We start from the raw sequence: 20,167 nt of genomic DNA on the forward strand, positions 1-20,167 counted from the left end.
GCGCAGTCCAGGCCATACCTGCTTCGCAACACCCACTTGACCTCCTTGATATTTCCGATAGACACAAAAATATCCCGGCTTGTGCCGGGGCGACGTGAACAGGGGGCACAAACATAGGTCACTGTATCTCTTCCCATAATTTGTTTAAGTTAAGCCTAAAACCCGGCAGCACCCGGGAGCAGTAAACTCCGTCTTCACCGGGCTGTATTTTCCAGTAACGGCCATCCTGGAGCTGGAAAAACTCGGCCTGGCGGGTATCGGGATGAATAAGCCAGTATTCTTTCACGCCGGCCTGTTCGTATTCCTTAAATTTAATGTTCCGGTCACGTTCAAGGCTTTCCGGCGAAGTTATCTCGATTATCAGGTCCGGCGCCCCATCCATGTATGTAGGTTTTAAAAGATGCAGGCGCTCTTTAGATACAAAGATTAAGTCGGGCTCGCGGGCGCATTTTAAGGGATCTGGTAGTCGTACTAGAAAGGGAGCAAATAGTACTTCGCCTAAATCATGGGTGGTAACAAATTCCCTCAAAATAACAATGAGAAAGCCTGCCAACCTTTGGTGGTTCAATGATGCCGGCGTCATAAGTACGACCTCTCCCTCCACCCATTCGGCAAGGGTGTCTTCGTCGGCCCAGGTAAGGAATTGTTCAAAGGTCATTTTACCAGGTGGGAGAGGGCGGGCATCAGCGACGGCGTACTGGGTGCAGGCCTCCTTAAGCAGGTTATGGTTATCCTGTTGGCTCATTTCAGTTTCACCTGCCTTAAGGACATAGTTGACAAGACTGCCGCCTTACACCAATTTGCTGAATTGATCATATCATACAAATGGTTGGTACTCATGTTACTACTGCTCACCCGGCTTTGTTTTCATGGGTAGTTCCCCGGCCGCTATAACCGTTGTCCTGGCGGCAGCTTTATTCTCGTCCCGGACGGCAGAAAGCAGCTCTTCGCGGACGATGGGTACCTCCGGTGGGGCGTCGACGCCTAAGCGGATTTTATCCTGCTCGATGCTGATGACCGTTATCTTTATCCTGTTGTCGATGACGATGGTTTCGTTGACCCGCCGGGTTAAGACGAGCACTGCTTACCGCTCCTTTTGGAAGTTTTCGGGGCTTCCCCGGCACTACCTATTGTTTCACTCTCCCGGCCACCTTACCCGGCGACCAATCACTGGAAAAGGGGGTGCCGGGTAGTATATTTGGTGCCCTCCATGACAAACTGCCGGCCCAGGCGGGCGGCCCTGTTGATGATCATAGGAGCCACCAGGTTGGCCGTCATGCGCCGGACGTCGCCGTTGGGGACGGTCACTACGGCCAGGACCAGGACGTCGGCAGCATCTTTGATCTCCAGGTCTCTCTGCAGGCTGTCCGGTATCTCCACTTCATAGCCGGGAAAAAAGAGAAAGGGGTCGACCAGCAGGAAAGCCACTTCTGGATCGTTAACGGCCTGGAGCCAGGTGAAGGCCGGGTTTTGCGGGATGGGATAGAAGAAAAATTGCCGTATATCTTCAAAAGCAGGAATGCCCTGCGGGAAAGTTAATATTTCAGCCGGGTCGACTTCCACCATGCCGAAGCGCGAGGTTTGCACCAGCACGATTATCTCCACCTTCTACCGCCAGATATATTTTGGCGGCCGCTTTTGCCGGCCGCCGCATGAGTTCAGCCCCCTCCCGGCTATTAAATCGCCGGGGGCGGGCCGTCATTTCGAGGTAACTTTAGCGCAGGTAATCAATCAAGCTCGGCTGCAGGACCATGGCGCCCGTGGCCAGGGAGGCGAGGTAGACGTTCTCCTGGTTTTTGTAGTTCATAACGGTTTCAGCCAGGTCGATATCTGCCAGCTTGGACATGGTTTGGGTGAGGCCGATCTGGTTGTCGTCCAGGCGGGACATGGCCATCTCCATGCGGTTGCTCTTGGCGCCCAGAGTGGCGCGGATGTTGAGAATGTGGTCGATAGCCTGGTCGAACTTGCTGAGGGTAGATTGAACGTCGGTATAACTACCTTCATCCAGACCATTTCGCAGATCAATTAACAATTTAAATATATCAATAACGTCTTTAAATATTTCTCCGCCGTTTTCGTTAACGGCAACAACCACTCCCGGGGCAATTTCCCAATTTAAAGCCGCTGGATTACCCTTATAATCTACAGAAGAAACCTTACCGCTCTGATCACTGATTTTTTCAAATGGCGTTGTCGTCGTCTGGCTGCCGCCAAATATGTAGCGGCCACCGTAAGAAGTATTGGCGACCTGCACCATCTCGTCGAGGAGCTGATCTACCTCTTTTCCCAAAGCCTGCATGGACTCACGGGGCATCGTTCCATTAGAGCCGTAAACAGCCAGTTCTCTGGCCCGCTGGAGCACTTCCGTGGCCATGCCCAAGGCGCTTTCCGAGGCGTCCAGCCACCCCTTGGCGTCCTCCATATTTTTTTTATATTGATCGTTGGCGGCGATGGAGGTCTTGAAGGCCAGGATCCGTGCGACGACGATGGGGTCATCGGAAGGGCGGTTAACCCTCTTGCCGGAAGCCATCTGTTCCTGGGTACGGGACATGATCTCCAGGTTGCGGTTGATGTTGCGGATGACGTTGTTGTTGAGCATGCGGTTGGTGATGCGCACCTTTATTCACCCCGTAATGGACGGTAATTTTCCTGGACAAAAGGGTTTAACGGGTCACACCCATGCCGTTGATGATTTTGTCAAGCATGGCGTCCAGGGTGGTAATCATCCTGGCCGAGGCTTCATAAGCTCGCTGGTACTGGAGCATGTTGGCCATTTCCTCGTCTAGGGAGACGCCGGAAATAGATTCTCTGCGGTTGGTAAGCTGGTCCACCAGGACGCCCTGGTTGGTGGTCATGCGGCTGGCTTCATGGGCGTCAACGCCCAGTTTGGCTGTGAAGTTTTTGTAATAGTCGTCTATAGTTACACCACCTGAAGTGCTCTCTTGTAAAGTTCCGTTATTTTCAACGTAAAGTTTTTGTTGTAGTTGAGCAATCCTTAAGGCATTATAACCGTTACCTGGAGCAATACTTGATGTATCATCTGGGGGATCAGGATAAGCTGCGGCTATCTGGCTTACATCATTACGGATATTGGGATTAACGGCGATATTACCAGCTGTGATATTAGCCGCAGAAATAAAATTTTGGGGGTTAGATGGATCTAAGGCAACAAAGAAGTTTTCATAATTACTATCAACTTTTTGGCCGCTCAAATTGTAACCTTCTTTATGAAGTTTATTTATGTTTTCCGCTAGACCTTTAGCGAGAATATTTAACTTATCCAGGTATTCTTTTACATTATCGCGGGCCAGTAAGAGACCTTTAATCTCGCCGTTTACGTCAGGGTTCTGTTTATAAGCACTTATATCCAAGGTATCAAACTTTACAGGTTCAGTAGTAGGTGACGGTAAAGGATCATTTAATTTTATTACTGCTAAATCTTGTATAGGAACTTCAGTATTAGTAACGGTAGAGCTATAAGTATTACTACCATCTGAAAGTAATATTGATTTATCACTATCATTATAAGTTATACTATAGGAATTTGAGTTTAATCTTGATGATAGTTTAACGATAGGGTTACTGGGATCTAACAAACCATAATTTTTAATGATTCCTACGTAAACCTGATTTGAATCTACATCTACATCTTTAGCTATAAACAAGTCATTGGATGTTGTCCCGTCTACTAATTGTCCTTTAAGGGTAGAGTCGCCAGATGGCGCTCCTTCTATGGTTACGTTGATTGTACCGTCCGAATTGGCCTGGACATTAATCCTGACTATCTTACTCAGCCGGTCCAGCAGCAGATCCCGCTGGTCCATCAAATCATTGGGCTGGTCGCCTGCGGCGACGATATTTTTTATCTGGCCGTTTAAGTCGGCAATCTGCTGGGCGATGGAGTTTATTTCGGTGACCTTTAACTCAATTGTTTGGTCGATATCAGCGATGATTGTTTCTAGTTGCTGGGCGCTGTGATTAAACGCCTCCGCCAAAGCGCTGGCCGTCTCGACGACGGTAGTCCGCACAGGGGAGCTTTCCGCGTACTTGGACAGTTCCTGCCAGGCGGCCCAGAACTGGCTCATTAGAGTACTCAGGCCGGTGTCAGAGGGCTCGTTGAAAACGATCTCCACCTGCTTTAAAACATCCTGGATCTGTTCCCACTGGCCCAGGGAGCCGGTTTCCCGGCGGATCTGGGTGTCTAAAAATTCGTCCCGCAGGCGGCGGGTTTCCTGGCTGTCGACACCGGTACCTATCTGCCAGCCCGTACCACCGGGATGGTTCATGGATGGGACGGGATAGGCGGGCAAGGTGGCCAGGACCACCCGCTGGCGGGTATAGCCCTCGGTGTTGGCGTTGGCGATATTGTGGGCAGTCGTGTAAATGCCCCGCTGCTGGGCCTGCATGCCGCGCAGGGCGGTGTTAAAGCCGAAAAATGTTCCGGGCACCTATCTTCACCCTTTGCTAAAAGTTCTTGCAACCACTTTACCAGTACGGTTATCAGCTGGCTGACTACCAACGTGAAAGTACAACCGGACGCCGTGCCACCGCTAAACAGCGGTTAGACCCGCCGGTCCATTATACCGGGGCCCGGACCTTCCGGTAGCAACAGGGAGAGCATCTTCTGCACATAGGCCAGGGACTGGCGCGCCAGGAGGCGGTTGGTCTCGTTGACTTCCTGGAGCTCCCGCACCGCCTGCCGGAGGGCGTCGCGGAGGCGACTTACCTCATCATCACCGTTTTCCCGGCAGGCCAGTGGGCCTGCCGCGTTCGTCGGGCCTGCTGCCATCACCCGCTGCCGTTCCTCTTCCAGGACCGCCAGGCGGCGGGCCAGTTCTCCTTTTCTCCCCGCAGCTGCCCGGATGGCCTCTATATTGTCGGCCACCAGGGCGTCCTGCTCCTGCCGGCAAACTACCAGCAGTTCCCGCACCACATCGAGTTCTGCCTGCAGCACTGCTGCCAGCTCCCTCACCGGCCCATCTCCTTCAAGATGGCGCCGGCCACTTCTTCCAGCGATACGTTATAAGTACCTGCAGCCAGGGCGGCGCGGATGGCTTCTACCCGGCCGGCGCGGGTGTCGTTTACTTCCTCCAGGCGGGCCTTTAATTCCCGGATGAGCTGGCTGCCGGCGGAAAGCTGGACAGTGTCGGCGCTGAGGGGAGCTTTATCCACCCGTCCCTGCCCTTTAACGCCGGCAGGCTGCTCGTAAGCTGCGCGCACCTGGTTCCAGGATACCGGTCCCTGTCCTGTAATCTTCAAACCCTTACACCCCTGATAGATATTTTCTTATCTCTAGTTTCTATATCGGCAAGGCGGCGGTAAACTTTACCCGGCCGGTAGCAGGCAAAGCCTGGAATTAAATCAAACTTAACAGTAAAACCCTACCATCTCCGTACCCACTCCGTACCCACTCCGTTTTATAAACCATAGTTAAATAAAGTATAATTTAACCTCCGCTCCAAGCATTGCATGTTAAGTGCGAGGAGCAACTAAGGATACAATAGCCCCGGCTATGGCCGGCAGGGGCAGCACCTGGTCGGCCAGGCCGGCTTCCACCGCTGCCCGTGGCATGCCATAGACGATACAGGTCCCTTCATCCTGGGCTAAAACCTGGCCGCCCCGCTCCTTAATAGCCTTGAGGCCCCGGACGCCATCGTTCCCCATACCAGTGAGTATTACCCCCAGGCTCCTGGGACCATATACCCTGGCTACGGAGAGCATGAGCACATCTACCGAGGGCTTAAAGAGAGTAGGCACTTCGGCCTCTGCGGCCAGCTGCACCTGGACGCTGCCCGCGTGCCGTTCAAGGAGCATTTGTTTGCCGGCCGGGGCGATGAGGGCCAGGCCGGGCCGGACAACATCCCCCGCTACCGCCTCCCTGATTTCCAGGGCGGCCAGTTCATTTAAGCGCCGGGCCAGGGGGCCGGTAAAACCCGGGGGCATGTGTTGCACAATCACTATACCGGCAGGCAGGTCGCCGGGCAGGGCAGTCAGGACCTGCTGCAGGGCCGCCGGCCCTCCTGTGGAGGTGCCAATGGCGACAACCTCTATCTGGCCCTGCCGGGGAGAAATAAAAGGTGCCGGGATAATTTCCCGGCAAGGTTTACCTCGGCAGAGACGCCCTACCGGTACCCTGGCCGCAGCCTTAATTTTTTCCGGCAAGATCCTGGCCAGCTCTTTTATGTCCCCGGATTTTGCCGGCTTCAGGACAAAATCTACGGCACCCAGCTCCAGGGCTTTAATGGTCACCTCAGCCCCGGCGGCCGTATGGGCGGACAGCATGATGACAGCCACCGGACTGCTGGCCATGAGGTTTTTCAGTGTCGCCAGGCCATCCATGACCGGCATTTCCAGGTCCAGGGTTACGACCTGCGGCTGCAGGGAAGCGACTTTTTCCAGAGCTTCCTCGCCGTTACGGGCATAACCCACTACCTGGATGCCGGGATCGGCTTTTAAGATGTCGATCAGCAGCCGCCGGCTAAAGGCGGAATCGTCGACGACCAGGACCTTAACTGGCCAGTTCACGGCTCGCCTCCACCCCCAGGTTATCCACCAGGCTGCGGACATCTAAGATCAGGGCCACACTGCCATCGCCCATGATGGTAGCCCCGGCAATGCCCGGTATCTTGCCAATAAAATTCCCCAGGGATTTGATGACAATCTCCTGCTCGCCGATGAGGTTGTCGACAATAAAGCCAATCTGTTTTTCCGCCAGGCCGACTATAACTACGGCATAATTTTCTCCCGCCGGCATAGCCCTGGCCAGGCCCAGGGCCTGGCCCAGGTAAATGAGGGGCAGCACCCGGCCACGGACGACTACCACCTGCTGGCGGTGGACGTGCTGGATGTCGGCGGGGGTGATGTCGATAATTTCGACCACATTGGCCAGGGGGAAGGCATAAACCCGCCCGCCCACCTGGACCAGGAGGGAACGGTTAATGGCCAGGGTCAAGGGCAGCTTAATGGTGAAACACGTTCCCTTGCCGGGGGTGGTGCGGATGTCAATGGTGCCGTTGATCTTTTCAATATGGTTACGGACGATATCCATACCAACGCCGCGGCCGGAAACATCGGTAACTTTCTCTGATGTCGAAAGGCCCGGCAGGAAGATGAGATCCAGGGCTTCCCGGTGACCCAGCCTGGCGGCCGCCTCACGGCTGATCAGCCCTTTCGCCACCGCCCTGGCTTTTATCTTTTCCGGGTCCATGCCGGCGCCGTCGTCTTCTACGGTAATGACAATCTGGTTTTCCTGGTGGAAGGCCCGCAGGCGAACCGTACCGTGCCGGGGCTTGCCGGCCTTCAGCCTTGCTTCCGGGGCTTCAATGCCGTGATCAATGGCGTTGCGCAGCAGGTGGATGAGGGGATCGCCGATTTCCTCGATAACCGTCCGGTCCAGCTCCGTTTCCCGGCCTTCAATAATAAAGTCGATCTCCTTGCCGGCCTTCCGGGCCAGGTCCCGGACCATGCGGGGGAAGCGGTTGAAGACCTGGTCAATGGGGAACATGCGGGCCTTCATGATCTCTTCCTGGAGGTCGGAGGTAATTCGGCCAATGTGCAGGGAGACTTCCTCCAGGGTTTCCAGGAGTTCTTCGTTGCCCAGGCGGGCCTTCAACCCATTGCCCACTTCGGCCAGGCGGGTGCGGTCAATGACCAGTTCACCAACCAGGTTCATGAGGTTTTCCAGGCGCTGGACATCTACCCGAACTGTCTGGGTAATGCGTTGCTCACTAGCCTTGCTATTTGCTTTTGCCCTGGCGGCAAGGCTACCATTCTCCTGCTCAAGGGCAGAAACTTCAGCTGCCACCAGCCGGTCTTCATCCAGGCTAATGGGCCGTACCGTTACATTTTTGATTTCCGATATGGACTTGACGATATTGGCCAGGGTGTCGGCATCTTCCCGGCTGACAAAGGCCAGGGTAAAGGTATCCTCAAATTTCTCGGCTTCCAAATCCTGGGTGTGGGGAACGCTTTTGATGACCTCGCCGGCCTCTTTGAGGTTGTTGAAGACCAGGTAGGCCCGGGCCGCCTTCATCTGGCAGCCTTCTTCGAGCTGCACCCGGATCTCATAGGCCTGGAAACCCTTCACTTGAGCTGCGCGGATGACATTCTGTTCAATGTCGTCGAGGGTGAGGGTCTCGCTGCCAGGTACCTTGTCCCGGGGACTGGCCCCCGCCTCGCCGGCCAGGACGGCTTCCAGCCGGGCCACTATATCTCCCAACTCACCCTCATCCCCGTTGCCGGCAGCAATGCTGTCTTTTAGCACTCGCAGTTTGTCCAGGCTGGCCAGGAGGATGTCAATGATCTCCCGGGAAACGGCGAGCTTCCCCTGGCGTAAGAGATCGAGTACGCTCTCCATGCGATGGGTGAGGGTGGCCAGGCGGTTAAAGCCCATAGATGCTGAAGAGCCCTTCAGGGTATGGGCCGCCCGGAAGATGGTGTTTAACAGGTCAAGATCATCGGGAGTTTGCTCTAGCTTGACAATGGCTTCATCCAGCTGCTGGAGCTGCTCCCCGGCTTCATCGAGGAAAATACCCAGGTACTGGGACATATCCAGCTCGCTCATCTTAAATCCACCCCGGCAGCTATTTCCTGCTGCAGCTGGCGCTGTTCGCTTTCCCGCAGCACCCGGTCCAGGTCCAGGAGAATAATCAACCGCTCATTCCACTTGCCCACGCCCTTAAGATAGGCCACATCAATGCCGCTGATCATGGGAGGCGGCGGCTCAATGCTGGCAGCCGGCAGGCGCAGGACTTCGGAAACGGAATCGACAATCATGCCCACCGTCACCTGGCCCAGCTCAACCACCATAATGCGGGTGTTATTCGTGAGCTCAGCCCGCGGCAGGTTAAAGCGTTTATGGAGGTCAATGACCGGGATAATGCGGCCGCGTAAGTTGATTACCCCTTCGATAAAAACCGGTGTCCTGGGAATCTGGGTAATGCTTTGCATACGGATGATTTCCTGGACGTGGTTAATATCAACGCCATAAGTTTCACCGGCCAGCTGGAAGACTACCAGCTGGATTTCCGCTGCTGTTTCCGTTGCCATTAATATCCCACCCTTCTTTACCTCACAGGTAAATTCTGCATTGCAAGGCAAATTCCTCTGGGAGCAGGCATATTTTTGCCCCCCGTTGACCAGGCTAAAAGTTACCGGGAATAAACCTGGCCTTTGCGACCTGGCGTTCAGGCCGTTTCCGGCCCTACTGGTTATGAATTAATGAAGGGAGTATTGATTATGCCTCCTAAAGTCAAGTGCCGGGTGGCCAACTGCATCTACTGGCAGGATGGCGATTGCCACGCCGGCAGTATTACCGTAGCCGTCCAGGGGGCGCCGAATAACTCCAGCGCCCACAACGACCGCGATACCGAGTGCGAAACCTTCCAGGCCCGGGCATAGATTGGAAGTTGGAAGCAGGAAGCCGGCCAACCTGCAGGTTTGAATGGCCTCGCTTAACTATTATAGCTTGAACCGGGCCACAGCCCTTTCGAGGTTACCTGCGGCTGCAGCCAGCTGCTGGGCCGCCTGGCTAATCTGGTCCACTGCTGCCGTCTGCTCTTCCGTGGAGGCGGAAACCTGCTGGGTGCTGGCAGCCATTTCTTCAATACCGGCAGCTATACTTTCGACCCGGCCTTTGACCTGGCGGGAACCCTCATACATCTCCTCCGCCTTGCCGGCCACATTCTTGATCTTGCTGACCAGGGTCTGGATGGACTGTTCAATGGCGGCAAAGGCCATACCCGTGCGGGTAACCACTTCCGTACCCTGGCGGACATCCCGGGAGCCTTCGGCCATGCTGTTGACCACGCGCTCTGTCTCCCGCTGGATCTCCTGCACCAGGCCGACAATCTGCTTGGTGGCTTCAGCCGACTGCTCAGCCAGTTTCCGCACCTCGTCGGCCACGACGGCAAAGCCGCGTCCCTGTTCCCCGGCCCGGGCCGCTTCAATGGCCGCATTCAGGGCCAGGAGATTGGTTTGCTCGGCAATGCCAGAGATAACACCTACAATCTGGCCAATCTGCTGGGAACGGGCTCCCAGCTCGCCAACTGCCCGGGCTAGGCTGTCCATGCGCCTGGAGATGGCCTCCATCTGCTGGGTGGCTTCGGCCACCGCCTGGGCACCTTCGCTGGCTTTGACCGCGGCCTGGTCGGAGGCGGCTGCCATATCCTCGGTGTTACGGTGGACTTCTTCCACCCTGGTCACCTGGGCGTCTGTCGCTGCCGCCGTCTCGCTGACCTGCTGGGCCTGGTCTTCGGCACCTTTGGCCATTTCCTGGGTGGTGGCAGCCACCTGGCGGGCGGCGTCCCCCACTTCCTGGGACATACGGGCCAGGTCCTGGCTGGCCGAGGCCACCTGGTTAGTCATATCCCGCACCTGGCCGATAAGCTGGCGCAGGTTTTCTCCCATAGTGTTGAAAGCGGCGGCCAGCTTGCCCACCTCATCGTTGGTTATAACATGAAGGGGTTCGGCAGTGAGATCGCCGCCGGCGATCCGGGTAGCATAGGCTGCCACCTGGCCCAGGGATTTACCGACCATGCGGCTGATAAACCATGCTACCAGCAGGCCCAGGATCAGGGCCAGGAGTAAGCCACCCAGCAAAGTTGCCTGGACTCGCCTGATGTCCGCTACCAGTTGAGCTTCGGTTTTAGCCGTTTCCTCGGTTATACTTTTGGCCATGTGGTTGCCGATGTTATTGATATTATCCAGGGAAGCCCCCATCTGGAAGCTCAAAATAGGCAGGGCCGCCATGCGGCCTTCTTGGCTGACGTTTACGATGCTGTTCTTGAAGGTATCAGTAAAACTCTTGGCCGCCTGGGTCATGGCCGCGAGATACCCGCCCGTCTGGCTGTCGAGCTCTTGTTCTTCCAGCCGGGTCCGGGCATCATGGAAACGCTTCAGGGCATCGTCGAAACCCAGGGCGTGGGTCTGGGAACCGTTGATTATGTAATCGGTGGCCCGGCGGTAGGCATCCCAGATAGCATTGGTCATCTCGGTAAAGAGCATGTTTTGCTCATGGGCAAGGGTTACTTCCCAGGAAAGCCGGTCTACCTGCTGGAGATTAAAATTGACGTAGATTACCACGCCGACAAATATGGCAATGATAAGGATAAAGCCGGCTGTTAATTTAGCCCCCAGCCGCCAGCGACTGAAAAACCCTGCCCGGGCCTTCCCCGGGCGGGGCGCTCTAGCCGGCTTTTGATCCACCGGTTGCCCTGCCCGGTCCTTTTTCTTAAATAAGTGCAAACGCATAAAAGGAACCCCCTCCTCCGGTTTGGTTTAATAAATAATAATAAAGGCTACCCCCTGGGTAGCCCCGTCCCACCCGTGGCAACTGGCTGTCCTGGCCCGCAACCGGGCTTTAGACCCTGTAGCTTTGCGCCCCTGCCTTTCGGCAGGTTTGCCTTTTCGGGGAAATTTTTCTATTTTCGCCTTAATTATACCGCAGGAGGTCGTAATTATGCAAGGTCTACCATCTTAAGAAGCGAGAGGCATCATTATTATTTTTGTTCACCACTGGCTATCAGTTCCGATACGGTTACCAGTTCATAGCCTTTACCCCGCAACTCTTTAATCAGGAGCGGTAGGGCCACAAGGGTACCGGGGTGGCCTTCATGGAGGAGGATGATACTGCCGTCCCGGACGTTAGCCATGACGCGCAGGACGATGGCCCTGGGACCAGGATTGGACCAGTCCTTAGGATCTACACTCCAGGTGACTATGGGGGTACCCAACCTGGCTGCTGCCACCAGCAAATTGGGACCCATGGCGCCGTAGGGGGGGCGGAAATATTTTACCGGCCGGCCGCTTATTTTCTCCAGGACGGCAGCCGCCTGCCGGAGATCTGCCTCAGCTTCAGCCTGGGACGCCTTCCCCAGGTTGGCATGGCGCCAGGAGTGGCTGGCTACTTCATGGCCGCCGTCCAGGGCTGCCCTGACCAGCTCCGGGTGGGCTTCGACCTGCCGCCCGACCATAAAGAAGGTGGCCGGGGTTCTGGTGGCTGCCAGGACTGTTAAATAACGTTCAGTCCACCGGGGAAAGGGGCCGTCGTCAAAAGTAAGGGCCACCCGGTGGCCGGCCCCCGGCACTTGGCGCAGGGGCTGGAGCACGGGCTTGGGTTCCGGCTCCGGGACGGGTGGCGCCGGCCGGGGTGGAGTTATCGGCGCTACAGCCACCGGTTTAACCGGGGTAATGGACAATCCTGGCTTGCCCCCGGCCAGCTGGTAAGGGCCGGTAACAGGTGGCGAGGCCAATGCCGGTCCGGTAACTCCAGCCTGCTGCCAGCCGGCACCACCAATGGTGGTAACAACTACCATTAAGGCAGCTATAGTCACCAGGTGCCCCAGCCGCAGCAACGCTTCCGGCCAGGCGGCCCGCGGGTGCTTGCCAATCCTGGCCACCCAGGGCCAGTGCCCCACCACATATTTACCTGCCTGGCTCATACCGGTTCGCCCCTTTTGCCCTTTCTCCTCATGAAGTTCCTTCTACTTTTTTAGACGTTTTTCAGGGCCGTTAGTTCCGTAAATACGGCGTAAAATTGGTCGCTGCCAGCCTGCCATAATATGTAAGAATAGTAACCATAGCTTGCGGGGGAACGATTTCATAGCGGTAATAACGTTGGACATAAGCCAGGGCTTGCTGCAGCTTGGCTGTACCGGCGGCGCCTTCCAGCTCCAGCCAGAATGTGGCTCCCCGGTTATAGACGGCCAGGCGGTAGGCCTGCTCATTACCATATTCTTCAAGAGATAAGTTAATGGGTTGAGCTGTCTGGCCCGCCAGGCGCCCGATCTCGGCCAGTTTAGCCTGGTAGAGGGCCTGGTCGCGCTGGCGGTAAAAAAGGAGAGTGCTGTACTCGGCCAGGCCTTCATCAATCCAGGCCGCCTGGCGGCTGTCGTTCCCTACCAGGTTGTACCACCACTGGTGGGCGATTTCGTGGACAACAGTAGCAGGACTATAACTTTTGCGGTTACTTAAAATAATAAAGCCCGGGTATTCCATGCCGGCCAAGTTATCCAGAGGGACAAAAGCCAGGTGCAGGTAACTGTAGGGATAGGGTCCATAGGCTGCCTGGAAAAAGTCTAAAGCCTGGCCGGCCACCTCCAGGGCGGCCGCCGCCGGCTCTCCCCGGGAAGCTATTACCATCTGGACCGCCCCCACCTTGCGGCTGGCAAACTGCCAGTCAGGCGCGGCCGTAAAGGCAAATTCCCGGATGGGGTGCTCGCTGTTAAAGGTCCAGACGGTCCAATCACCCCCTTCCTGCCGCCCTGTTTCCCGGGAACTGGCCAGGACCCGGTAACCGGAGGGCATAGTGAGGCGCACCCGGTAGTAGGCAGCAGCGGCAAAATACGGGTCGCCATAGGGTGTACCTGCCACCCCGGCCCAGGTATCCCCAGTATGAGGGGCGAGGATGGGGTACCAGCCGGCCGCCATCAGGGTGTCCCCGGTCCGGCCCAGGCGCGCTGCCTCTTCCGGTACCTGGGTAGTGAAGGAAAGGGCCAGGGAAAGGGTTTCCCGGGGAGCAAGGCTTAAGGGCAGGAACACTTCCAGGGAACTGCCCCGGGAATTGAAAGGAACAGGCCGCTTATTTATATAAACCCTGCTAACTGTTAATTGCGCTCCATTACCATACAGAGCATTGGCCGGGAGATTGAAATATAGTTTCCGCAGGGGTACAAGATAAGGATTTTGGTAAGCCAGGAGGAGTTCCCCCGTAAGCTGTCCCCTGGCAGGGTCATACCTGGCCTGGAGATCATACACGGGATAATAACGGAAATGCAGACCGGCCCGGCCCTTCAGGGGAGGGAGGTATGTATCAGTACTTTCCTGCTCTGGAGCAGCTCCCATCCTGCCGGAGGCAGGCAGTCCCAGCACCTCCAGGGCCAGGCTTAAGGGTATGTAAAGCTTATCGTCTACCAGAACCGGGGCCGCGTCAAGCCGCCGGGGGACTCCATCGACCTCGGCCGCCAGGCTGCCGGCGGCTACGACAGCTCCTTTGCTCCCCCGTAAAATACCCCTGTTCTTGTACCAGTCGGCACTGCCGCCGGCCAGGGGTAAAAAATCCCCCGCCGCTACCAGTATATGCCCCCCTGCTTCCAGGGGTGGCGGGTCCAGGACCACCTGTTTAAATGTGGCCTCTTTAAGAGTAACCTCCGGTAGGGTTTGAATTGGTCCCGGTACTGCTGCCGGGCCGGAAAAAAGGACCAGGGCCAGCAGGACAATGAGGGCGCCAGTGAGGATTTTTTTGGGCATCGCTCCACCGCCTTGCCCTTTATTTCGACAACATCACCCTTTCTCCTGCCACACGCATAGGGAAAAAGGCCAGGTACATAATAAATTTAAGCACATCCAGGGGGTGAACAGGGTGAGTGTCTGGCGGACTAAAAGCATAAAAGACCTGATGCAGGAAGCCCGGGATAATGAAAAGTTAAAACGTAGTATCGGCACGCCGGAATTAATCGCCCTGGGAGTAGGAGCTATAATCGGCTCGGGTATTTTTGTCCTAACTGGAGTAGCGGCGGCCAATTATGCCGGCCCGGCCCTGGTATTTTCCTTTATCCTCTCCGGCATTACTGCCGGGCTGGCGGCCCTGGTCTACGCCGAAATGGCCGCTATGATCCCCGTGGCCGGGAGCGCCTATACTTATGCCTATGCTTCTTTAGGTGAAATTATTGCCTGGATTATCGGCTGGAACCTGATCCTGGAATACATGGTAGCCTCGGGGGCGGTAGCTGCCGGCTGGAGCGGTTATTTCACCGATATGCTCAGTTCTGTGGGTATTTCCCTGCCTGCGGCCCTGGTTAATTCTCCTGCCGGCGGTGGCCTCGTTAATTTGCCGGCCATCCTCATTACCGCCCTCATGACTCTACTAGCCATAATCGGCACAACTACCAGCGCCACCACCAACAAGATTATCGTGGCCGTTAAAATCCTGGTGATCCTGGCCTTCCTGGTACTGGGCATTCCCCGGGTTAACCCGGCCAACTGGCGTCCTTTTCTTCCCTTTGGCATCCCCGGTGTCATCCACGGTGCGGCCATTATCTTCTTTGCCTATATCGGCTTCGACGCCGTTTCTACGGCCGCCGAAGAAGTGCGCCATCCCAATAAAGACCTGCCCCGGGGGATCATCGGCTCTCTCGCTATCTCTACTTTACTATATATCGCCGTAACTATAGTCCTGACCGGCCTGGTAAGCTACACCCAGCTCAATACCCCTTCCCCGGTAACTACCGGTCTTCTGGCTGCCGGTGTGAGGAGTGCTTCGCTGATTGTTGGCATTGGCGCCCTGGCCGGTTTGACCAGCGTCCTCCTGGTAACCATCTTTGCCCAGAGCCGGGTCTTTATGGCCATGGGCCGCGATGGCCTCTTGCCCTCCTTTTTTGCCAGGGTCCACCCCCGCTATCATACCCCTATGCTCACAACCATTGTTGTCGGCGCCTTCATTGCTCTCATTGGCGGCTTTTTACCTATTAATATAATCGCCGAACTGGCCAATGTCGGTACCCTGTCGGCCTTTTTCATCGTTTCCCTGGGTGTACTCATTTTAAGGCGTACCCGGCCCGACCTGGAACGCCCCTTCAAAGTGCCCTTCATGCCCTGGACGTCCCTGGTGACCATGGCCTTTGCCCTTTACCTCTTCTTCAACCTGCCCCGTTTAACCTGGATCCGTTTCGCCATCTGGATGGCCCTGGGGCTGATGGTTTATTTTGCTTACAGCCGCCACCACAGCGTCCTGGCCAGGGTAGAACCGTCACCCCTTCCCCAGCCGAACCCGCGGCCTTTTTCCCCTTTACGGCCGTTTTTTATCTCCTGTCCGGCCCTGGCACCCCTGTTTTTGCGCCTGCGCCTGCCCTGGCGGCGAAAATAGCCATAGTCCGAAAGACACTACCGCCTGTAAGAAAAATAAAAATCCCCGGGGAGAAATCACTCCCGGGGTTTCAGTCGTCCGGACCACGCTGAATGGTACCAGCTAACCCGGCCTTTCTGGGCCACGTGGCTTCCTTTTTCTGGCCTCTGCCTTTCTACCTGGCGTCACCTGTGATTGGACGCTTACTGGCTCGGCTTCTCGCCAAGGACCACGCTGATATCCAGGAGCTGGCCGCGGCGGAAGACCTGAAGCTGCACCTGCTGGCCGATCTTCAGGGCCTGGACTTTATTTACCAGGTCATTGGCATCCTTTATTTTCTGGCCATCCAGCTGGAGAATGACGTCATATTTCTGGATGCCGGCCCTTGCCGCCGGGCTGCCTGCTACTACCTGGCCGACCAGGGCACCTTCTGGACTCTGGAGACCCAGCATGTCGGCCGCCTCCGGCGTAACCGAGGCCAGGGCTACCCCCAGCCATGGCCGGGCAATTTTGCCTTTATTCATCAGATCGTTCAGGACAGGCTGCACCGTGCTGCTGGGGATAGCAAAGCCAATCCCCTGGGCCCCGGCGTTAACGGCGGTATTAATACCTATCACTTCCCCCTTCAGGTTCAACAGGGGACCGCCACTGTTGCCGGGGTTAATGGAAGCATCCGTCTGCAGCAGGTTTTCATAATGGCGGTCCTGGACATCGATAGGCCGCCCTTTGGCGCTGATGACGCCCACCGTTACCGTATGGTCCAGGCCGTCGGGGTTGCCGATGGCAATGGCCCATTCACCGACGCGGACCTTGTTGGCATCACCGAGCGTTAGATAGGGCAACGGCTTGCCGGCATTGATTTTCAGGACGGCCAGGTCCAGGGGAGCGTCGGCGCCCACCACCTGGGCATTGAAGGGTTTATCGAAACCGACAACGGTTACTTTAACCTGCTTCGCCCCGTCAATGACGTGCTGGTTGGTCAGGATATAGCCGTCTGGAGAAATAATGAACCCTGAACCCAAACCGCGTTGTTCCTGGGGACCGATATTAAACTGGTCGCCAAAAAACTGGCGGAAGAAGGGGTCGTTAAAGGGGCTGGCCACCCTGGTTTCCGTAACCGTATCAATACGTACTACTGCCGGGCCGGCTTTATCGACAATGTCGGCAATAGCCTCCGGTCCCAGCCCCGGCGGGATGCTGGCAGACACCGCGTCGCTAACAGCCACCGCGTGCTGGTAGGACGGTTGCTGGGTCCCGGCCGTCGCTCCGGTGATTTGATAGAAACCTACCGTGGCCGCCACCCCGGCCAGGAAGATCAATAAAACAGCTAAAACAGTGATTTTAGCTTTGCCTGCGCGCTGCCACATACTGCACACCTCCTGCTATCTTTTCCTGGGATGATTATAAAATAGAAAGGTAAAAAAACGATTAAGACAAGCTAAGAAAAAATTAAGAAATTGGGTTGTATCAATTAGCATTATATAGCCGTATGCTGGCCATTGCAACTGGTAAAAGCCTCTGGTATACTTTTGTACAAGGAAGCCGCGGCACAGAAAGGTTGGGTGGGAAATATGAAAAAGTGGCAGGTAGTGCTTTTCCTGGCCGGCTGGCTGGTCCTGGGGTTCCTGGTGACTGCCGTCAATAACCTTGGCGCTCACGGGGAGCACGGGCCCACGGCTACAGCTACTGAAACTGCCCATTAAACTTTAAGTTAAGCGCCAGTACGAGGGCGCTTTTTAAGTTTAGGAGGAGGTTTTCCCTTGCTCGCGGAAGCCATTTTTACCGGTACGGAAATGCTCCTGGGCCAGATCGTCAATACCAATGCCGCATACTTAGGCCGGGAGCTGGCCGCGGCCGGCATCAGCCTTTACCGCCAGGTGGTAGTCGGCGACAACCTGGAGCGCATCCGGGAAGCTATTGACGACGCCCGGCGGCGGGCCGACCTGATCATCGTCAGCGGCGGCCTGGGACCTACGGAAGACGACCTCTCCCGCGAAGCCCTGGCCGCCGCCCTGAATTTACCCCTGGTGGAAGACCCGGCGGCCCTGGAAAACATCACCCGCTATTTTGCCGCCCGGCGGCGGGTTATGACTGCCAACAACCTGAAGCAGGCCCTGCTCCCGGCCGGAGCCCGGGCCCTGGACAATCCCCATGGTACGGCGGCCGGGGTTTTCCTGGAACATGAGGGCAAGATCTATGCTTTATTGCCGGGACCGCCTAGGGAGTTTGAACCCATGGTGGCGGACCGGCTCCTGCCCCTGCTAGAACCCTACGGTGCCCGGCGGGAGGTTATCTTTTCCCGGGTGCTGAAGATTGCCGGGATGGGGGAATCTGCAGTAGAAGAAGCCATTAAAGACCTGCTCCACGGCGACAACCCCACCCTGGCACCCCTGGCCGCGCCCGGCGAGGTAACCTTACGCCTGACGGCCCGGGCCGGCAGCGCGGAGCAGGCGCGGGAATTAATCAGGCCCCTGGAAACAGCCATCCGGGAACGCCTGGGTGAGTATATCTTTGGCAGCGACGATGATACCCTGGAAGGGGTCGTCGGCGCCATCCTGGGCGGGCGACGCCTGACCCTGGCCATAGCTGAATCCTGTACCGGCGGCCTGCTGGCCCACCGGGTGACCAATATCCCCGGCAGTTCCGATTACTTCCTGGGCGGCGTGGTTGCTTACAGCAATGAAGCTAAAATGAAATACCTGGGAGTAGAGGAGGAAACCCTGGCCGCCCACGGCGCCGTCAGCCCTGAAGTTGCCGCCGCCATGGCGCAGGGTGTGCGCCGGGCTTTTGCCGCCGATATCGGCGTTGGCATTACGGGCATCGCCGGCCCCGGCGGCGCTACCCCGGCCAAACCGGTGGGGCTGGTCTATGTGGGGCTGGACATCCAGGGGAAGGTAAAAGTCCAGCGGGAGCTTTTTATTGGGGAGCGGGAAAACATCAAGTGGCAGTCTTCCCAGAGCGCCCTTTATCTCCTCTGGCGGAGTTTAAATCAGCGGGTAAAAATATGATTGCCAATTTGGGTAATCTGGGGCCGCGTCCAGATCCAGGCGCTGGTGGCTGTTGCCGGATTAAAGAAATAAAGGGCACCGTTGCTGGGATCCCAGTCATTTAAAGCGTCCTGGGTAGCCGCATAATCCCGCGGCCGTACCTGTACCTCCCAGTAATGGCCGTTGGCCACGCTTTCAAAGGCCCAGGGTTCAAAGATGATGTCAGGTATTGTCTTGGGAAAGGCCGGGTCCCGCAGGCGGTTTAAAACTACGGCCACAACGGCGACCTGGCCGGGATAGGGTTCATCCTCAGCTTCAGCAGCTACCAGGCGGGCGAGGAGGTTGGTTTCATCGGCCCGGACGGTTACAGGTAATGGTTTGGCAGCCGGCGGTGGTAGGGCCGGGCGGGTGAAATGGCGGGTAATACCGGGAATTAGGATGGTAAGAAGGAATACGCCAAGTAAGGCCCGCGCCTGCCAGCCTGCCGGCAGGCGCAACGGCTTGAGGTTCTGCCAGGTGCGCAGCATTTCGCCCCGGATAGCCTGCCAGGCGGAGCGGAGCCAGGCCAGGATGGACATTGCCCGCGGTTTAGCATGTTCCTTAATAAACCTGCCGGTTTCCCGCAGGCGAGTTAGCACCACTTGGGCGGTAGAGCGTATCTGTTTAGTTGTACTACTTTCGACGGACTGTCGCCCATGCCGCTTCCACCTGGAAGACCAGGCCATACGCTTCCATCCTTCTTGCCAGTATTTAATTATAGTTTGGCAAAGAAGGGCTTTAAACTTGCACTGGTGCTTACTGCTGCGGCTTTTCCAGGTAAATTACCATCTCCAGGTCTTTAAAATGCTTATCGCTTGTCACTATCCGGGTTTCATGAAGGCGGGTCATCGTGTAAATCATTGCATCAGCCATTGGCAAGCTGTATTGCAGGTGTATTCCCCTTTGATTTTCTTATAAACTTCGTAGATGATTACAACCGGTGTAACTATTTGCGTTAAATCTTTTAAATACTTGCCATATTCTTCAGCCAAAGGTCCCCCCGTATAATATTCAAGCCATCCACAGGAATCAACAGTAATCAATACCTATCCTCCTCGTCGCGGATATCATCAAGTTTCATTCCTTTTAAGAACCCCTTTAGTTCAGATAAAGGTTTTTCTGGAACAAGGCTAATTGTATTACCCTTGATTATAATTTCGAGGCCCTGCCCCTTTGTAATGTTAAGACGTTTGCGTACATCTTTAGGAATAACTATCTGATATTTACTGGATACTTTTACCTCCATAACGATACCTCCAAGTAATATGATCGATACTTTAATCGTATTACAGTTAGGAAG

21 protein-coding genes and 1 riboswitch are annotated in these 20,167 nt (G+C 56.1%); of the genes, 4 read left to right on the forward strand and 17 right to left on the reverse strand.

The annotated features are described in order from the left end of the window. Positions 1 to 118 precede the first annotated feature (118 nt). From MOMUL_RS06345 to MOMUL_RS06390, 10 genes are all read right to left on the reverse strand, one after another. Positions 119 to 745: a Uma2 family endonuclease gene (locus MOMUL_RS06345; RefSeq protein ID WP_062283004.1), complete on the reverse strand. Its 627-nt coding sequence runs from the start codon at positions 743 to 745 to the stop codon at positions 119 to 121. A 99-nt stretch (positions 746 to 844) separates the two neighbouring features. After that, complete coding sequence (csrA, locus tag MOMUL_RS06350) at positions 845 to 1,081, reverse strand: carbon storage regulator CsrA (protein ID WP_062283007.1); 237 nt, start codon at positions 1,079 to 1,081, stop codon at positions 845 to 847. A gap of 86 nt (positions 1,082 to 1,167) precedes the next feature. Then, entirely contained in the window at positions 1,168 to 1,593 is a 426-nt protein-coding gene (fliW, locus tag MOMUL_RS06355; RefSeq protein WP_062283009.1) for a flagellar assembly protein FliW, read from the reverse strand. Positions 1,594 to 1,714: 121 nt separating this feature from the next. Then, positions 1,715 to 2,617: a flagellar hook-associated protein FlgL gene (gene flgL, locus MOMUL_RS06360; protein WP_062283012.1), complete on the reverse strand. Its 903-nt coding sequence runs from the start codon at positions 2,615 to 2,617 to the stop codon at positions 1,715 to 1,717. A 46-nt stretch (positions 2,618 to 2,663) separates the two neighbouring features. After that, entirely contained in the window at positions 2,664 to 4,448 is a 1,785-nt protein-coding gene (gene flgK / locus MOMUL_RS06365) for a flagellar hook-associated protein FlgK (protein ID WP_062283014.1), read from the reverse strand. A gap of 113 nt (positions 4,449 to 4,561) precedes the next feature. Next, positions 4,562 to 4,972, reverse strand: a complete 411-nt coding sequence (locus tag MOMUL_RS06370) for a flagella synthesis protein FlgN (RefSeq protein WP_062283016.1) — start codon at positions 4,970 to 4,972, stop codon at positions 4,562 to 4,564. After that, entirely contained in the window at positions 4,969 to 5,259 is a 291-nt protein-coding gene (gene flgM / locus MOMUL_RS06375) for a flagellar biosynthesis anti-sigma factor FlgM (RefSeq protein WP_062283018.1), read from the reverse strand. The genes MOMUL_RS06370 and flgM overlap by 4 nt, the downstream gene beginning before the upstream one ends. A 213-nt stretch (positions 5,260 to 5,472) precedes the next feature. After that, complete coding sequence (locus MOMUL_RS06380; protein WP_153018274.1) at positions 5,473 to 6,525, reverse strand: protein-glutamate methylesterase/protein-glutamine glutaminase; 1,053 nt, start codon at positions 6,523 to 6,525, stop codon at positions 5,473 to 5,475. Next, positions 6,509 to 8,563, reverse strand: a complete 2,055-nt coding sequence (locus MOMUL_RS06385; RefSeq protein ID WP_062283023.1) for a chemotaxis protein CheA — start codon at positions 8,561 to 8,563, stop codon at positions 6,509 to 6,511. The genes MOMUL_RS06380 and MOMUL_RS06385 overlap by 17 nt, the downstream gene beginning before the upstream one ends. Then, the gene (locus MOMUL_RS06390; RefSeq protein ID WP_062283025.1) at positions 8,560 to 9,048 is read right to left on the reverse strand and encodes a chemotaxis protein CheW; all 489 of its coding nucleotides are present in this window, start codon (positions 9,046 to 9,048) and stop codon (positions 8,560 to 8,562) included. Before MOMUL_RS06390 ends, MOMUL_RS06385 begins: the two co-directional genes overlap by 4 nt. A 123-nt stretch (positions 9,049 to 9,171) precedes the next feature. Here MOMUL_RS06390 and MOMUL_RS15695 point away from each other — a divergent pair, with 123 nt between their 5' ends. Beyond that, on the forward strand, positions 9,172 to 9,399 hold the full coding sequence (locus MOMUL_RS15695) for a DUF1540 domain-containing protein (RefSeq protein ID WP_084785507.1): 228 nt from the start codon (positions 9,172 to 9,174) through the stop codon (positions 9,397 to 9,399). Positions 9,400 to 9,459: 60 nt separating this feature from the next. On the opposite strand, the gene MOMUL_RS06395 is transcribed toward MOMUL_RS15695, so the two are convergent. The 3 genes from MOMUL_RS06395 to MOMUL_RS06405 form a co-directional block, all read right to left on the reverse strand. After that, complete coding sequence (locus MOMUL_RS06395; RefSeq protein ID WP_062283027.1) at positions 9,460 to 11,250, reverse strand: methyl-accepting chemotaxis protein; 1,791 nt, start codon at positions 11,248 to 11,250, stop codon at positions 9,460 to 9,462. Between the two features lie 74 nt (positions 11,251 to 11,324). Continuing rightward, positions 11,325 to 11,413: riboswitch (cyclic di-GMP riboswitch) on the reverse strand. A gap of 85 nt (positions 11,414 to 11,498) precedes the next feature. Beyond that, positions 11,499 to 12,440 (reverse strand): polysaccharide deacetylase family protein, encoded by a 942-nt coding sequence (locus MOMUL_RS06400; RefSeq protein ID WP_062283030.1) that lies wholly within the window; start codon positions 12,438 to 12,440, stop codon positions 11,499 to 11,501. Between the two features lie 70 nt (positions 12,441 to 12,510). Then, entirely contained in the window at positions 12,511 to 14,247 is a 1,737-nt protein-coding gene (locus tag MOMUL_RS06405; RefSeq protein ID WP_062283033.1) for a M1 family aminopeptidase, read from the reverse strand. Between the two features lie 112 nt (positions 14,248 to 14,359). On the opposite strand from MOMUL_RS06405, the gene MOMUL_RS06410 reads away from it, so the two are divergent. Then, complete coding sequence (locus MOMUL_RS06410) at positions 14,360 to 15,862, forward strand: amino acid permease (protein ID WP_062283036.1); 1,503 nt, start codon at positions 14,360 to 14,362, stop codon at positions 15,860 to 15,862. A gap of 182 nt (positions 15,863 to 16,044) precedes the next feature. Here the strand turns inward: MOMUL_RS06410 and MOMUL_RS06415 are convergent, their stop codons facing one another. Further along, complete coding sequence (locus MOMUL_RS06415) at positions 16,045 to 17,208, reverse strand: S1C family serine protease (protein WP_062283038.1); 1,164 nt, start codon at positions 17,206 to 17,208, stop codon at positions 16,045 to 16,047. 204 nt (positions 17,209 to 17,412) lie between these two features. Between MOMUL_RS06415 and MOMUL_RS17520 the strand changes: the two genes are divergently transcribed. Then, positions 17,413 to 17,544 (forward strand): hypothetical protein, encoded by a 132-nt coding sequence (locus MOMUL_RS17520; RefSeq protein WP_269085191.1) that lies wholly within the window; start codon positions 17,413 to 17,415, stop codon positions 17,542 to 17,544. Between the two features lie 57 nt (positions 17,545 to 17,601). Then, the gene (locus MOMUL_RS06420; RefSeq protein WP_084785508.1) at positions 17,602 to 18,849 is read left to right on the forward strand and encodes a competence/damage-inducible protein A; all 1,248 of its coding nucleotides are present in this window, start codon (positions 17,602 to 17,604) and stop codon (positions 18,847 to 18,849) included. Here MOMUL_RS06420 and MOMUL_RS06425 read toward each other — a convergent pair. The 3 genes from MOMUL_RS06425 to MOMUL_RS06435 all read right to left on the reverse strand — a co-directional run bounded on the left by MOMUL_RS06425 (position 18,831) and on the right by MOMUL_RS06435 (position 20,113). Beyond that, positions 18,831 to 19,466, reverse strand: a complete 636-nt coding sequence (locus MOMUL_RS06425; RefSeq protein ID WP_236713014.1) for a cell wall hydrolase — start codon at positions 19,464 to 19,466, stop codon at positions 18,831 to 18,833. The genes MOMUL_RS06420 and MOMUL_RS06425 overlap by 19 nt on opposite strands. 258 nt (positions 19,467 to 19,724) lie before the next feature. Then, positions 19,725 to 19,910 (reverse strand): PIN domain-containing protein, encoded by a 186-nt coding sequence (locus MOMUL_RS06430; protein ID WP_062283043.1) that lies wholly within the window; start codon positions 19,908 to 19,910, stop codon positions 19,725 to 19,727. Next, entirely contained in the window at positions 19,907 to 20,113 is a 207-nt protein-coding gene (locus MOMUL_RS06435; protein ID WP_062283046.1) for an AbrB/MazE/SpoVT family DNA-binding domain-containing protein, read from the reverse strand. Before MOMUL_RS06435 ends, MOMUL_RS06430 begins: the two co-directional genes overlap by 4 nt. Between the last annotated feature and the right edge of the window lie 54 nt (positions 20,114 to 20,167).

The sequence above is a fragment of the Moorella mulderi DSM 14980 genome (genome assembly GCF_001594015.1).
GTDB classification, from domain to species: domain Bacteria; phylum Bacillota; class DSM-521; order Neomoorellales; family Neomoorellaceae; genus Neomoorella; species Neomoorella mulderi.